This window comes from Bradyrhizobium sp. Unk1 (genome assembly GCF_059512345.1).
In genome coordinates this window covers 1-15092 of record NZ_JCAMOP010000080.1, presented here as the reverse complement: position 1 = coordinate 15092, position 15092 = coordinate 1, and the positions used below count along the sequence as shown (strand labels likewise).

At 56.9% G+C, this 15092-nt stretch carries 12 protein-coding genes; all 12 read right to left on the bottom strand.

What is annotated here, in order from left to right; all coding sequences use genetic code 11:
- Window positions 1–581 precede the first annotated feature (581 nt).
- On the bottom strand, window positions 582–926 hold the full coding sequence (locus AC5ZFO_RS45440; protein ID WP_496123945.1) for a hypothetical protein: 345 nt from the start codon (window positions 924–926) through the stop codon (window positions 582–584).
- 289 nt (window positions 927–1215) lie between these two features.
- A complete protein-coding gene (locus AC5ZFO_RS45435; RefSeq protein ID WP_282524006.1) occupies window positions 1216–2457 on the bottom strand; it encodes a cytochrome P450 in 1242 nt (413 codons plus the stop codon).
- 324 nt (window positions 2458–2781) lie between these two features.
- Window positions 2782–3663, bottom strand: a complete 882-nt coding sequence (locus AC5ZFO_RS45430) for a pantoate--beta-alanine ligase (RefSeq protein ID WP_282524007.1) — start codon at window positions 3661–3663, stop codon at window positions 2782–2784.
- A gap of 204 nt (window positions 3664–3867) precedes the next feature.
- Window positions 3868–5349, bottom strand: a complete 1482-nt coding sequence (locus AC5ZFO_RS45425) for a pentapeptide repeat-containing protein (protein WP_496123944.1) — start codon at window positions 5347–5349, stop codon at window positions 3868–3870.
- Between the two features lie 886 nt (window positions 5350–6235).
- Window positions 6236–7960 (bottom strand): dipeptide ABC transporter ATP-binding protein, encoded by a 1725-nt coding sequence (locus AC5ZFO_RS45420; RefSeq protein WP_282524009.1) that lies wholly within the window; start codon window positions 7958–7960, stop codon window positions 6236–6238.
- Window positions 7961–8824 carry an ABC transporter permease gene (locus tag AC5ZFO_RS45415; RefSeq protein ID WP_282524010.1) on the bottom strand — a complete coding sequence of 288 codons (864 nt, stop codon included), beginning with the start codon at window positions 8822–8824 and terminating at the stop codon, window positions 7961–7963.
- Window positions 8821–9810, bottom strand: a complete 990-nt coding sequence (locus AC5ZFO_RS45410; RefSeq protein WP_282524011.1) for an ABC transporter permease — start codon at window positions 9808–9810, stop codon at window positions 8821–8823. The genes AC5ZFO_RS45415 and AC5ZFO_RS45410 overlap by 4 nt, the downstream gene beginning before the upstream one ends.
- Entirely contained in the window at window positions 9782–11404 is a 1623-nt protein-coding gene (locus tag AC5ZFO_RS45405; RefSeq protein ID WP_282524012.1) for an ABC transporter substrate-binding protein, read from the bottom strand. Before AC5ZFO_RS45405 ends, AC5ZFO_RS45410 begins: the two co-directional genes overlap by 29 nt.
- Window positions 11405–11505: 101 nt before the next feature.
- Entirely contained in the window at window positions 11506–12846 is a 1341-nt protein-coding gene (locus tag AC5ZFO_RS45400) for an NtaA/DmoA family FMN-dependent monooxygenase (RefSeq protein WP_282524013.1), read from the bottom strand.
- On the bottom strand, window positions 12833–13258 hold the full coding sequence (locus AC5ZFO_RS45395; RefSeq protein WP_496123943.1) for a hypothetical protein: 426 nt from the start codon (window positions 13256–13258) through the stop codon (window positions 12833–12835). The genes AC5ZFO_RS45400 and AC5ZFO_RS45395 overlap by 14 nt, the downstream gene beginning before the upstream one ends.
- A 109-nt stretch (window positions 13259–13367) precedes the next feature.
- Entirely contained in the window at window positions 13368–13670 is a 303-nt protein-coding gene (locus tag AC5ZFO_RS45390; protein WP_282524015.1) for a hypothetical protein, read from the bottom strand.
- A 1029-nt stretch (window positions 13671–14699) separates the two neighbouring features.
- Window positions 14700–15092: hypothetical protein (locus tag AC5ZFO_RS45385; protein ID WP_496123942.1), on the bottom strand; the 393-nt coding region annotated here is incomplete at its 5' end.

The window sequence follows — 15092 nt, the reverse complement described above, 5'->3', positions numbered from 1 at the left end:
CTGCCACCCGAAAACCTGCCCGTCCTCGAATGGCTCGGTATCAAAACGTCAAAATCAATGGGATGAACCACTAGCTGGCCAAAAGCGTTGTTGCGGATGCACAAGAAAGCCGATGTCACCGGAAGTTTTCCATCGGAGCTCCAATGTTGCTGAAGAGAGCGATGCGGGTAACTGCGTCGGTGTAAGCAGCCGAGACGTGACCGCGGCTGAGGTGCCCTGGCCTCGAGGCGATCCGGTACGAGTCTTGCCCCTCTGCCGATGGCTCCGTCGACGCAGACTCAGTCAGGTTGTCCCCAAACGGTAGTAGGTAGCCGGGAGAACACTCGCGGCCTAATCGGCGACTTATGGTCAAGCGGAAATGGCCAGCTTATAGATTGGCAGACCTACGCTCGCCACACGCGTCCTGCTAACTTTGACATAAGAGCTTAACAATCTAGCGGCCCTACACCGATGACGAGATGCTGAAGGTCGATCAGCATCGACATTTTTCCTCGTCCCAACCGGCTGAATCGACCTTCCGCAGATCCTCAGGCTGCATTTCGCAAAAGTGCGGCGCCCATCCGGGCCCGGTGAAATCACCTTCATAGAAATATGGCAGCGAGCACACCAAACGCACCGAGAACCAGCCCAATCAGCGAACCGGCGGTAGGCACGTCTCTGAAGAGCAGAACCGTGAGTATCGGCTCCACGACCAGGATCGCTCCCACCGATATCGCGACAATGATCCAGATATTCTTCAGATGCATGTAGCCCAGCGCGTATCCGAAGACGAGGAGGATGCCACCCAAGCATACCAGGAGAAACATCGGCCAAAGCATCGCCAGATTGCCACCGGTCTTTGCGAATTGCCTTGAGGCAATCAACTCGGCGCATATCGAAAGCGTTTCTCCAAGGAAAATGGCTGCCATAGCTGCAATTTTCAACATCGAGGTCATCGGTTTCTATGGTTCCGGTTATTCAAGACAGCCCAGAGATCTGCATCGGAGTAGCAGTTGAGGTTCAATTTCGGCATGCCAAGCGCTTGCGAGTCGAAACGCGCGCCTCACCTATCGCTTCTCGCACGTCCTTACAGCGTCTACCACGTCGGTAATTAGCTTCCGACATGCAGCAATGTTTCCCGTCGATCACCCCAGCTGCGCTGCTTGCAGAAACCAAAGATGGTTCAGGACAAGCCCGGCCCGCCGCCTACCCTCTGGGCGACGGAGCAATCAGGGGCTAGGCTGCAATCCGCACGGGAAGAGCGGAATAGCCGTGCACGAAGTTAGACGCAATCCGCTCGGGTTCGCCGACAACCTCGAACCACAATTCCGCATCCAAAATCTCCTCCCAGAGGACCCTCAGCTGCAGCTCCGCAAGATGTCGACCAAGACAGCGATGGATGCCGAATCCGAACGAGAGATGCTGCCTCACATTCTTGCGGTCGATCATGAAATTGTCGGCGTTCTCAATGATCTCTTCGTCCCTGTTACCGGAGATGTACCACATGACGACCTTGTCGCCTTTCCTGATCTGTTTTCCGCTTACGATGCTGTCGGTCGCGGCGGTACGGCGCATATGTGCGATTGGCGTCTGGTACCGAATAATCTCGGACACGGCGCTCGAGATCAGCTTGGGATTGTCAATTAGCTTTCGCAGTTCGGAGGGGTACTGATTCATGAACAGGAGGCCGCCGGTAATCGAGTTGCGCGTGGTGTCATTGCCCCCAACGATCAGCAGAATCAGATTTCCGAGAAACTCACTCGGCTCCATCCGGCGTGTGGCAGGCGAATGCGCCATCAGGGAAATCAGGTCGAGCCGCGGCTCGGCATTGATGCGCTCGTTCCAAAGCCGGGTGAAATAGTCCAGGCACTCGGACAAGATGGTGCTTCGCTTGTCCCAGCTGTCGATTGCATGGTCTGCTTTCGGAGCTGTAACAGCGACGTCTGACCAATAGGTCAGCAGGCGCCGATCCTCAAATGGAAAGTCGAACAGCGTGGCGAGCATTTGCGTCGTCAACTCTATGGAGACCATGTCCACCCAGTTGAAGGCCTCATTGCGCGGCAAGCCCGCGAGAATCCCCCTGACCCGAGACCGGATCAAGTTTTCGAGCTTCGTCAAGCTTTCCGGTCCGACGATCGGGCTGACGGTATTGCGCTGCTCGGCGTGCTTGGGAGGCCCCATCTTGATGAAACTCGGGGTCCAGTGCTCGCCAGGCACGTCGACAATAGTGACACCTTCTTCTGACGAGAACGCTTTGTGGTTTGTGTCTACGGCTACGATATCCCGGTATTTCGTTACGGACCAATATGGACCATGCGCGCTGTCTTGACAGTAGTGAACGGGATCTTCCTTTCGCAACCGCTCAAAGCAAGCCCACATGCTGTCGTCTTGAAAGCGCTTGCCCTCGCTTACATCCAGCTTGCTCAGCGGGATAACACACGAATCCTCAGCCCTATAATCTTCCGATCGCCTTGTCATGATCATCTCTGCAGATTCTGCTCTCGAGAGTTTACGGTGTGGCGCGATTCATCGCTTCGAGCCGCCGCAGCGCTTGGCTGCGACGGGCCGCTCGACCAGGCTACCTCACAGTGCAGCTAGCCTCGCCCTACCAAGTCGGGCAGTAAGGATCGCATTGACTTTCCAAGTCGATCTACTCAATGGATCAGTGAGAGCTCTCAGCGCTGGTTAGACTATGCGCTGGAGGCAACATCAAGCCGAGTACGCCTTCATAAGGTGACCCTCGCCTTGGGATACGGCCGGAGCGGATAGCTTTCTCAAGGCCATGGATGAATAATCGTCTGACTAGGACTGTTCAGGCAAATCGACCCAGATATCCGAAGGACCCTTCATGAGAGTATCCTGATCTGGAACGTAGATATTATCGAAGATCCTGAGACCATGAGCCGTTGCCGCTCCAAAAATTATGAAAGGGAGCTTGACTTGCTCTAGGTCTTCGAAGTCGTCAGCGCCGACGATTCGAACAGAATCGAGTTTAAAGTGTCGGAACTTGATCTGAGATGTGGCCGACGCGACCAGATCCTTCACCCTAGATACCCCTTGGGCGATCTCTTTCCTCGAATGGTTGAGTGCCGTGAAAAGGCAAGACAGCTCATCAAGCTCGGAACGGCTAAATCGCTTCAAACGCGACGAAATGGGCACTCCGTTCTTGTATCTCACGGTCGGCACAAACCTTATCTCGCAATCCAGAAGGAGGTCTGCGACGGCGCGCTTCACCAGGATCGCCTGACCGATATCTTTCAGGCCGAAGTAGCTGCGAGTTGGCCTTGCATAGCAGATCCAGCGGACTGCCCCGGTAACGGCTTCCTTCAAATACGCATCAGGCCCCCCTAAACGCAAATGACCGTCGCCTTGCGATACAAAGGTTCGATAGCCAGGCGGAAACATTTCGGTGTCGTTGGAGGAAATCACGGCAGTTGCTCCCGAACGCAATGCAAGTCCAATATCCTCGTCCAAATTGAAATCGTAGCTCCCACCTGGTCTAAGCTGGATCTTGTTCGGGTAGACTGTGACGATCGCGACGTCATTCTCCGATGCCGCCCTTCTGATCAGTTCTGCATGCCCAAGATGCAGGGCGCCGAGAGTATGTACCGTCCCGATTGTCTGCCCTGTTCTCGCCACCTCCCGGATGAACGCTTTACCTGCGCAAAGACACGCCAGATGCATTTTCCTACTCCAGTCTCTTTGAACACCAAAAAGAGCGATCTGATCGGTCGGATCGCAGAAGGTCTGCCCTGTGTCTCGTATCGGTCGCGAATGCCAACGAGCGCCAAAGAGCTATAGCACTCGCTCACAGCTCGGCCACCGCACCAACACGTTCTAAGCTCACGGACACTTTAGTCCCCTTCCATTTTGCGGCTTCCAAAGCAGTCAGGTTGACCCTTCTCGACCACGTCTGATCACCGATGAGAATTCATCCAGATAGCTTGATGGCTTGCGCGGCTGATCACCCGTTAAAGCGGCCTGCAGTCCCCGACATCGGTCTGCAAAAAACGGTGGCTCGAATGTGGTTATCTTCGCGCCCGAAAAGTCGACCTTTACGAAGCTGGCCTGGAACGGCGATATCCCACTCAGGTTCGCGTCACGCAAGGACGATTGGTTCATGCGAACGTATGCGACGCGCGCTGCCTCCAGGTTGCTGTGGGTCATTCCCGCGGCGACATATGCCTGAACGAGATTAGACCCTTCGAGATTTGCGTGATCCAATGCCATCGATTGAGGAGGATCACCTGTAATCATCGACCGGTAGAGGTAAGCCTGGGACAAGTCTGCATGTTCAAGATCGCAGTCGCGCACAAAGGCGCAGCGGCCACGAAAGCCCGTCAATTTGGCGGCCCGCATTGTACTCTCGGTTATCGAAATGCTCTCGCCTGATACCCGAGACAGGTCCGCTCCATCGAACTGACAGGAGTGAATAGAGGCACCGTTCAACACAGCCCCGACGAGGTTCGCGTTGGACAAGCTTACGGACAGAAGCCGCGCCTCGCTCAAGTCTGCCTGCTCAAGCTCCGCACTTGAAAGATTTGACAGGTGAAGATCAGCGAATGGAGCGTTCAGGGCTCTCGCCGCAATGCGGCCGCTCACCTTTGAGACTCTCAGATACGGAAGATGAGCGCCTTCCAGGACGAGACCATCGACCGAGGTGGGACGCACGATCGATAAACAGTCCCCCTTTGCCTGGAAGAACGAGCAATCCGCCAGATGCGCCTTCGTGATCGTGACTTGGCTCAGCTTGGCAAAGCGGAAGGAAGCGGAAGGCAGGAAGCATTCATTGATGGTCGAACCCTGTAGTTCCGCGCCATCAAATACAGCATCACTCGCGTCGCACTGATAAACGAGGAGCCCGCTGAGCATCGCGTTGTCAAAGCGTGTCCTTTTCATGCTGCAACCGTGAAACAGACTGCCGGTTGCATCAACTACATTGCGCAGACTGGCATCATCGAAGTTGCAAACTTGCGCGGCGATCGCGTGCATATACGCAAAATCGAGCTTGGCCCCGAGGAAACTTGCCCTCTCGAGCCCCGGACAGATAAGGTTCGCCTCAGAAAGATCTGCCCGATCCAACTTTGCTCCGTAGAGCTGCGCACGATTGAGGGTACAGCGTCGCAACGGGAAATCTGACAGGTCGTGACCGTTAAAGTTCTCGGAGGATAGCTGCAAACCAATCCCAGTCCTTCCGATCGCTTCCTCGGTTCGCCTCCCGACAGCGGCCACCGCGCGCAGCCGATCGGCAGCTCGGCTCCAGTACCGAACAAACTCACCATCTGATGAAAGGTTGTTTTTCGACTCTGACCAGTGCTCTGTCCCTTCATTCGCGGTGCACTCGCTATCAGCGCCGATCGTTTGCGACATGTCGACGATTCCGTATGGCCCGGATTAGGAGGCCTGTTATTGACCTCTTTTGCTCGACCTTGGAGGTACGCTTTGCGAGTTGTGGCGAACTCGTCGGCGAAATGGCGACACGATGTGTCGCTGAGGCACCTATTGTGTCGGTGGCCTCAGTAGCCGGCACGCTTGCGCACGCCAGCCGAATTCTGGTCATGCGCCCCTAATGCTGCTCGCTACGCTTCTTCACTTGAGTCCGGCAACGCTGACAACGCAACGGTCGTTTGACAGTGCCGATAGGTCCAGAAGTTGCGATTTGTCTCGTCGCTCTTTTAGGCAAGTCCACATCGCTCTCCATCAAACCGAATGCAAAATTCAAGGTTTTTTTTCGAACGGACCGACGGCTTGCGGGCGGAATAGTGATCGTTCATCTAGGGCTCACTCGGCCTTACTAGGCGTTACCTCATTTCGATAGCAATGACCGTGCCAGCTAGATCAGTCGCAGTTAAGGGCTCAATAAGCGTCGCGAGATCGAAATTGACGCCGAATGTTTTGAACCTGACAAACACGGCCTCGTTGTCAGGGACCGCACCATGATCGCAAGGCTATCGTGAAAGCGAATTTTTCGAGCTCGTTTGCAGGACAGCAAAAGCCGCGAGTCCTTGCACTCAATCGATGACTTGCAATTCGACATTTGCGGATCGCCGACCTCACGGTTAGCGGGTGTTCGAACTCGGCTAGCCCTGCTCCGCGCGCCGGCCGGTCCATCTAGTGGGAACCGGTGCCACAGACTGCCTTGGTTCGAGCGATGAACGAGCGCCCAATCATGACCAAATCGGTGCGCAAAGGCGAATGCCCCCGCGATCGGAGATCGACAATTTTAACGATAGAGGAAGTCGAATTTCGAAGGCATTCATGCGATGCCTCCTTCGAGGATCGTCGTTGAATGACCTATGTGTTGGTCGCGCACAAGACGCGGCATGGCCGCGATAAGGCTCTTTGTATATTCAGACAGTGGATTACGAAATATCTCTTCAGTGGCGCCACTATCGACGATTCTCCCCCGGCGCATAACTATCAGGCGATCGCTGATATGACGAACAACACTGAGATCATGCGAGATGAAGAGATAACTTACGCCGAGGTGGTCCTTCAGATAGCCGAGCAGGTCCAAGACCTGGGCCTGGATCGAGACGTCGAGCGCCGAAACCGGCTCATCGCAGACGATTACGGCAGGATTTGGTGCGATCGCGCGGGCGATAGCAACGCGCTGGCGCTGACCGCCCGAGAGCTCGAGCGGTCGTCGGTCCAGCAAGGCCTGGGATAGCCCGACCAGATCGAGCAGTTCGATAACACGCTCCTGCCGCTTGCGCCGTGTCTCAACATCGCTCGAAAGGCTGTCGGATATGATGCGTCCGACCGTCCAACGTGGATCAAACGAGCCAAGAGGATCCTGGTAAATGATCGATAGCGACCGCCGCCGAGCCCGCCGTTCGCATTCGGCGAGCGTGGTCCAAGGCCGGCCTGCAAACTGAACGGCTCCCTCGTCAGGCTCGTCGAGCGCCAGGACCATGCGCGCCATCGTTGACTTTCCTGATCCGGACTCACCCACGATGCCCAAAGTCTCGCCGGATCGCACTTCGAAGGAGACGCCGTCCACAGCCGCCCGTAAAGTGCCATCCGGGCCCTTGAAGCGCTTTACTAGACTTGTCGCTTCGAGCAGGATGGGACGAGATTTCGGCAGCGATTGTAGGGGTAGCTGCATTTGCGGCAGAGGCGAACGCACAATAGTTGATGGTGAGAGGCGTGAGCCGGGCGGCCGGCCTGATGGCACGGCGTCCAGCAGCTGACGAGTATAGGGGTGTCGCGGATCTCTGAATATCTGGGCAGCGGTGCCGCGTTCGACGACCTCGCCTCCTCGCATGACGAGGATCTCATCCGCCACGCGGGAGACCACTGCCAGATCGTGACTGATCAGGATCAGAGCCTTGCCCCTCGTTTTGGTCTCCTCGAGCAGTGCCAGCACATGAGCTTGCGCCGTCACATCGAGCGCGGTCGTCGGTTCGTCTGCGATCAGGATGCGCGGATCGAGTGCAAGTGCCGAAGCGATGAGAGCCCTTTGACGCTGGCCGCCGGATAACTGATGCGGCAGCTGCTCGGCCCTGGTCTCGGGCTCAGGGACACCGACGAGCTTAAGGAGAGCAATGACGCGCTGCGCGAGCTCCTCGCGTGATGATACCGCACCGTGGAGGAGCAAGCCTTCACCAACCTCTTTGCCGATCCGGCGAAGCGGGTCAAGCGAGACGAGTGCATCCTGTAATACAAAGCCAATCTCGGTGCCGCGGATGCGCCGCCAGGCACGATCGCTAAGGCCGATTAGGTCCATCCCGTCGAAACTTAGCTGGCGTGCATGAACATTGGCGTAGCGACCAGCAAGGCCTATGAGAGACCGCGCAGTCACGCTCTTGCCCGAGCCGGATTCACCGACAATCGCAAGACACTGTCCCGGTCGGAGGGAGAAGGATATGCTGCGCACGACCGTGTTCTCGGCGATGCCGCGCCCGAAGGAAACACGCAGCGATTCGACCCTGAGGAGGTCTGGCTGCTGCGGGACAGGCTGGGGGCGACCCTGCGACATTCATCTTTGTCCTTCCAGACGGTCCTGTAGATGGCGCCCGATGATGGTGAGGCTGAGGGCAAACGCCGTAACCGCCAAACCGGGTATGATCTCCAGCCACCAGGCGTAGATTACATAATTGCGCCCGGCATTGAGCAGCGCGCCCCATTCAGGCGCCGGGGGAGCGACGCCGAGCCCTAAAAAAGCAAGACCGGAGGCCCATATAATCGCCTGTCCTACGCCGATCGTCATCATTGCCGTCAGCGGGTTCATGGCGTTGGGAAGAATATGCCTCCAGACAATACGGGGAAATGGATGGCCCAGCACCTTAGCGGCCTCCACATAGCCTGCCCCTTTGATGGAAAGCATCTGGCCCCTGATCATGCGCGCATAGCCTGGCGCTGTTCCGATTCCGACAGCTACGACTTCAGTCAATACTGACGGCCCAAAAACTGTCACAAATACAAGGGCGAGCAAGAGCGTGGGAATTGCGAAGAGCACGTCAATAATTCTGCTGAGAATGCTGTCTAATAAACCGCCAGAAAGTGCAGCGGCGCCGCCGATGGCCATTGCAACGGACATGCTCAGCGCCGTCGCGCCAAGTCCGATAGCCAAGGATTGGCCTGCGCCCTCGACCACGCGAGAGTAAAGATCTCGACCCAATTGATCAGTTCCAAACCAGTGAGCGATCGACGGAGACTGCAATGCCGATCTCAAATCAATAGCAAGCGGATCGTGCGTCTGCAGCACCTTTGGCGCCATGGCTGCGAGGACAAAGACGCCAAAGATGATAAGACAGACCGCAATTCGAAAGGGGACATGACGCACGATCGCTAGGATTTCTCTGAGCGGCCGAGACAAGGTGACTTCGGCGAACATGCTCATGTCAACTTGATCCTCGGATCGACTACCCGGTAAGTCAGATCGACAATGAGACTGGCAAGGACGAATAGGGCCGCGGAGATCAAAACAGCTCCAGAGACAATCGGAACGTCTCGCGAGGACGTCGCAGCGACAAGGACGCCACCTAGGCCTTGACGGGCGAAAACCACTTCGATCAAAATCGCGCCCGAAAGAAGTCTGCCGAGCGCCCAACCTGATAAAGTAATGCCGGGCAATGCGGCATGGCGGAGGACATGGCGAAGCCTGACGCCGAAATCACTCATACCCCGCGCCCTTGCGGACGTAACGAACGGCTGCTCGAGCACGCGCGTGAATTCGTTCTGAACGACTTGTCCGAAAAAGCCCGATAGTTCAAGAGCCAACGCAAGTGTCGGCAGAACGAGCCCAATCGGCGAATTTCCCCCGATCACCGGAAAAATGCCTAGCTTTACCGCAAAGAGCACAAGCAGAATTGTGGCTAGCCAGTAAGGCGGCACCGTTGCCAAAAAGACTTGTGTGCCATTGAGCAGCTTCGACCATATGTTGTCTCTGCCAGCGATGAACAAGGTTGTCAGAATTGCGATAAGCCATGCGATCAACAGCGCAGCGATGGCCAGAACAATCGTGGGGCCAATCCGTTCCGCAATAATCGCTGCGACAGGCCGATGTTGCTGGTACGACTCGCCAAGATCTCCATGCAGGATCTGCAATATGTATTTGCCGTATTGAACCGCGAGCGGTTGATCAAAACCATATTTCGCATTGATCGCTGCAAGCTCCGCCGACGACGCCGGCCCGACGTTGCCACTCGTCACATTGATGATGATCTGGGCGCGGTCACCAGGGAGCACACATTGAATCAAAAACGCAAAGGTTGCGGCAGCCCACACCACGACCACGCCGGAGAATATCCGGCGCGCGAACCAAACGATGGGATGATGGGCTACTATCCTCACTCCGTTACTTCCCGTCATCGAAATGAGCGTCATAGAAAACGGGTTCGCCAACCGAGCCGCGGTCTAGCCAAACGTCTTTGAGGTTCGGCTTGGTCGCCAACGTTACGTCCAGCACCGTGAGGCCAATCACAGGAGCCTCATCCACGATCTTCCGTTCCGCCTGCTGATAGAGGGCGGTACGTTGCGCCCCATTGAGTTCCTGCTCCGCCTTTTGAATGGCGTCCCAAAGCGTCAGATCTTGATAGCGTGAGGGATTGAAGCGATTGGTCTCGCCGTTCTGATCGGGCTTCCACGAGATCCGGAATATCTCAGCGCCGGGGGCAACCCAATAGAGGAGAACGACCTCATAATCATCGGGTCCGAGGTTTTTTCCGGCGAAGAAATCAGCCGGATTGGTGGGTTGAAGACGTACGTCAAAACCGGCCTCCCTTGCCTGCTGCTGGATAACTTGCAAGGCTTGCTCGCCATCCGGCTTCAGAAAAGCGTTCGAATAGGAAATGCGCACGATGAGCGGATTGCCGTTCTTGACACGAACGCCGTTACGATTGCGCTCAGTCCAACCCGCCTGATCAAGCAGCTGATTGGCCTTCCGAACATCGTATCCATAGGAATGGCCGAGCTCAGGCAGGTATTCCGGCGAGCTCTGACTTAGCGCCCCGTTGCCCTCAAACGGCAAAGAGCCAAGGAAGGATGTGTCGACCGCGGCCCTTCGGTCAGTAGAATAGGCAAAGGCCTTGCGGACGAGCACGTCGTCAAATGGGGGCCGGGCCGTATACAACGCCAAGCGCAGGGGGGTGCCGCCGGTAAGGTGCCGCAATACTGAAAAGCGGGAGTTGGCGTCCTTCCATGCGACAGCCGGGATATCGTATATGGCATCGGTCTCGCCCGTGATCAGCGAGCCGTATCGGACAGTCTGATCTGGCAGAAACTTCCAGGTGATCCCGTCAACGTAAGCCGGCCCTTGATGTTTTGCGGTGGCCGGGGCCGAATTGTAGTCGGGATTGCGGCGGAATGTGACTTCTCGCCCATGGCGCCACTTGTCGACAATGAATGGGCCGGAACCGACAGGGTTCTCGCAATTGACCGCGAGTCCACGTTTGAGCGCCGATGGCGAGAGAATGCCCTGTGAGGATTGGGCGAACACGTTCAGCAAGGGCTGGAACGGCACCTTTAATTTTACCTGCAACCTCAGAGGAGCAATTGCAGTTGCCGATTCGAAGCTATCGCCAAGATAGGGAGCGGCAGTCGGATTGCGAAGATCGGGGTCGTTGCTAAGCCATCCGTTGATATTGTCAGCGATAGCCTGCGCATCGAGCGCAGTCCCGTCGGTGAACTTTACTTTCGGCTTTATCTCGAATGTGTACACCTTTTTGTCGTCGGAGATGCTCCAAGACTCGGCCAGCCATGGCACAATGTTGCCGCCCTCGGTGCGCGCAACCAGATTATCGCTGTACTGACGTTGCAGATACCATTGCTGCACCCAGCCCCCGAACAGGCAAGCAGGCTCTTGAAAATGCCCGTAACGGATAGCGCCTCCTCGCTTTACGCTGCCGGCTACCCCTTCTTGAGCATGAATGCTTGACGGCAGATGCGACAGGCCCAAGAGCACGAGAAGGGTAGCCTTCACGGTTCTTGCTGGATAGTTCGACTTTCCAGTGAATCGCCTCGTTGACCGCGCATTCGATAAGTGCATATCCAGGCTCCAAATCATTTGATGTTGAGGAAGCGTCATAGCGGTGAGCTAGCTGTGGCTCGTGCCGGCCCGAAAGGAATGGAAAGCCCGAGCTGCTCTCGCAGCGTCTGACCCCGATATTCTTTGCGAAAGAGCCCGCGCTTCTGCAGGATGGGCACCACATTGTCGACAAACGCTGAAGTGCCATCTTTCAGCACGTCCGGAATGATGTTGAAACCATCAACCGCGCCAGCGCGGAACCATGCCTCAATCGAGTCCGCGATCTGCTCGGGCGCACCTACGAGCAAGCGGTGGCCAAACGCTTGAACGCTGCTGATGATTTCGCGAACCGTCCGACCTTGACGCGCCAGAGTCTCAATCGTGCGGTGATGACCGACAGAAAACGGAACATCATCTGCAGTAGGCAAAATCTCCTCCGGGATTGGCCTTTCGAGGCTGAGCTTCTCGACCGCCACACCCATGCTTCGTGCAAGAGCGACGATGGCGCGCTCCAGATCGAGCAGTCCGTCAAGGTTTTCCTTCCGACGAGCCGCTTCTTCCTCGGTACCCCCGATACAGGTGACAAGGCCTGGCAGGATGAGCGGGGCCGCAGGGCGGCCGAATTGCCGAGAGAGCGCGCGCAGGCGCTCTGCCTCCTGCAGAGCCGTTGACAAGTCCCCAGCTGCCGCAAACACGACATCTGCACTGCGGGCGCCGAGCCGTAGTCCGGGATCCGAACCGCCCGCCTGAACGATGACTGGGTAGCCTTGGGGCGAGCCGGGATGCGTAAGTGGGCCTCGGATGCCGAAACTATTGGTAGCGGGATCGAGCAGGCGGAACTGACTCTGATCTGCGTAAACACCCGCAGCCTGATCGGCGATGACCATCTCGCCGCTCCAGCTGAGCCAGAGAGCACGGACGGTTTCAACGAAGTCCTCGGCGCGTCTGTATCGATCCGCTCGCCCGACTTCTCGACCGCCAAAGTTTGCTACCGTCGCCGGGCTCGACGTCGTGACCGCGTTCCACGCAACGCGGCCACCGCTGATGACATCAAGCGATTGGAAGCGCCGGGCAAGATTGTATGGTTCGTTGTAGGTAGTCGACGCCGTCGCAATCAGGCCAATTCGCTCCGTTTCACGTGCAATCACAGCGAGAACCAGCGTCGGTTCGAGCCCATTAAGCGGTGGCTGGTGCGTAATGTCGGAACTTATCGCAGGGGTATCGGCCAGAAATACAGCATCCAGCAGACCACGCTCCGCAACCTTCGCAGCGCGGACGTAGTGCTCGATGTCGAAAAAGGCGCTTGGATTTGTGCCCGGCCAGCGCCACGCCGCGAAATGACCACCGGCACCATGAAGATTTAAGCCAAGATGAAGCATGGAGTTACCCGAAGACATCGCAGCCCCTCGTGCGGCGGCCTCTGAGCTGCTTGGTGGGCCTTGTGGACAAGTCGATCTCGGCAGCCAGCCTGCGCTTTCTCGCAAGCTCACCCTGCATGTGCTCCGGGCATTCAATTTGAGGGATAGACAACAAACAGTCGGATGATGTGAGAAGAATGTCACCAAAGAAGCTTTTGTTAGGTCTTGCGATCTTCTCCGAGCGGGCGCGGCCGAGAAGAGCTTCGATCACGCTGGTTGCCGATTGGTGCCAACGTGACAGCTTGTTTCCAGCGGCTGGTTGCTTCCACACTAGTACACTCACATCGGCTCTCCAGAATTCATCAAGAAGCCAGCTCCTTTTCAGGAAGATGTTTTGGATGACATTCGCGATCGAAACGTTTGGACTCCCGACCGGGCGAGCAATGATCAAGCTAGAGGATCTTTAGAGGTCCAGACCCCGCAAACGCAATAGTTGAGTATTTCAATCTACTATCGTCTGTTGGCATCCTCTTCTACTGCGATGCCTATCTTTCCATCGCTTAACCCAAATGGTCTCTGATCAGGCTCACCGAAAACGCGCTGCCTGATTGCAGCGGCTTCAATTGGCAGCGCCGGCTCGAAGCGAACGACATCAATTGATGCGTTCGAGAACACACGACAGATTTGGCGCGACATTGTTGATCAACCGCTTGCTGCCCCGTTGCAAAGCGACATCCGATCAATAAGGCCGCGCCAAGCCAACCATCTAATAATGCGGTGAAACATTCCAGATTCTCGATGCCTCGTAAGGCAACGCTTGGAAGCTGAACTCTCTTCTGCACCACCCGTGCTGCCTGCTGCATTCGAGGATGCTACGGACCTTCGGTTGATTATCTTGCAGGTGCCGCATCGTCCTCGCGTTTTCTATCGGTATGATGACCGAGCGCGACTTTGCGAGAATGCCCGTCGTCACGGCTCCTTCTCGTGAGCGCGCCGATACGTGCACGGATTCAATTACCTTTGGACATAGGCCACCTCAGAGCGTCAAAAATAACCCGCATCAACGTTCACGAAATCACGCAGTTGGGTATTGGAGCGCGTCACTTATCGGCACATGAGGTGGGGCGCGCCTCTCGTGATGAATCGCGGGCTATCAGCTTCAACAATGCCAGATCGAATCGCCTGCCCAGCGTCGAGGTCTGCGGCCATCATCGGCGAGGGAGATCACGAACGACACGCGCCGCGCCAGCTTGGTGGCCGACACGCAGCCCCGGCGTTCTGACCTAAGCCATCACCGTCCTGCTGCCGTCCTGCCACTAGCAACAGGGGTGCAACCCGCGAGCGCCAACAGCCGCTTCCTTCGGGCACCGCAGCGGCCAACTGGCCGCTTTGGATCGCCCCAGGAAGACTAATGATACTCTAATTTTCATTCATCGGGTGCGGCACCACTTATTCAGTGGTTCAGGAGCAGGCCTCCGCCGCTTTGAATAGCTCAGGCCTTTTTAGCTGTACGCGTTGCGGGAACCCCGTCCATCACTGGTCTGGGATCTATCGCTACTTTGACTGGAATCGCGTCGGGCCCGGAGGATGGGAAGGAGGAGCCGATACGACCGACTGCGCAGATCGAGGTCCTTTTGTTCGGCTGCGCCTGCAGGCCACACCACAAGGCTTTCGCCACGATATGGTTGTTAGGCGCGACCAACCTTGTGGTGCACGTGTGACATTGGCTGCAAGCGTCAACGCCCCATTTTGTCTTTCCGAGCTGAGGCACCCGTGCGCCGGTTCGTCGCCGCCGCGGCTTTCATGCGAGCCGAATCGTTCGTGGCCTTGCCAGTCTGGTCGGCAATCCAACGTCTCGCGGCCGCGCAGCCCCTTGATATTGTGAGTTTTGGCTATTCCGCGCGTGTTGCTGCCTGGATCGAAGTAGCATCGCGCGGGTCTTGTTGGCGACCAGCGCCCGGCGGGCCCACGCGAATCCTCGCGCCCATCAGCAATCCCAACAGAGCACAATGAGCTCCACGCCACGCCGGCGCGGTCACGAGCCCGATGGCTGCGACGAGATCGGCTGTTCGGACCAGAGCTAGCGTCTCGAGTAACGTTTCAAGGACATCGACTCGCAGCCGATGCAAGCTGGCCTCGGCAGACTTCCTCACGCAGCTCTGGCTCAAAATCTGAAAGAGAAGAAGGAGCTGGATCCCGGTCAGTCCCAGTAGAGTCGAGGAGAGGCGCGGTGATGCGCTTGTCGCGCGTTCCGTTTCCTCTCCCCGCTCATCAAACCGGACGTG

What these genes read in the sequence shown, in the direction of transcription:
- AC5ZFO_RS45440 (WP_496123945.1), bottom strand. Translation starts at nt 926, where the DNA reads ATGTTGAAAATTGCAGCTATGGCAGCCATTTTCCTTGGAGAAACGCTT.
- AC5ZFO_RS45435 (WP_282524006.1), bottom strand. Translation starts at nt 2,457, where the DNA reads ATGACAAGGCGATCGGAAGATTATAGGGCTGAGGATTCGTGTGTTATC.
- AC5ZFO_RS45430 (WP_282524007.1), bottom strand. Translation starts at nt 3,663, where the DNA reads ATGCATCTGGCGTGTCTTTGCGCAGGTAAAGCGTTCATCCGGGAGGTG.
- AC5ZFO_RS45425 (WP_496123944.1), bottom strand. Translation starts at nt 5,349, where the DNA reads ATGTCGCAAACGATCGGCGCTGATAGCGAGTGCACCGCGAATGAAGGG.
- AC5ZFO_RS45420 (WP_282524009.1), bottom strand. Translation starts at nt 7,960, where the DNA reads ATGTCGCAGGGTCGCCCCCAGCCTGTCCCGCAGCAGCCAGACCTCCTC.
- AC5ZFO_RS45415 (WP_282524010.1), bottom strand. Translation starts at nt 8,824, where the DNA reads ATGAGCATGTTCGCCGAAGTCACCTTGTCTCGGCCGCTCAGAGAAATC.
- AC5ZFO_RS45410 (WP_282524011.1), bottom strand. Translation starts at nt 9,810, where the DNA reads ATGACGCTCATTTCGATGACGGGAAGTAACGGAGTGAGGATAGTAGCC.
- AC5ZFO_RS45400 (WP_282524013.1), bottom strand. Translation starts at nt 12,846, where the DNA reads ATGTCTTCGGGTAACTCCATGCTTCATCTTGGCTTAAATCTTCATGGT.
- AC5ZFO_RS45390 (WP_282524015.1), bottom strand. Translation starts at nt 13,670, where the DNA reads ATGCAGCAGGCAGCACGGGTGGTGCAGAAGAGAGTTCAGCTTCCAAGC.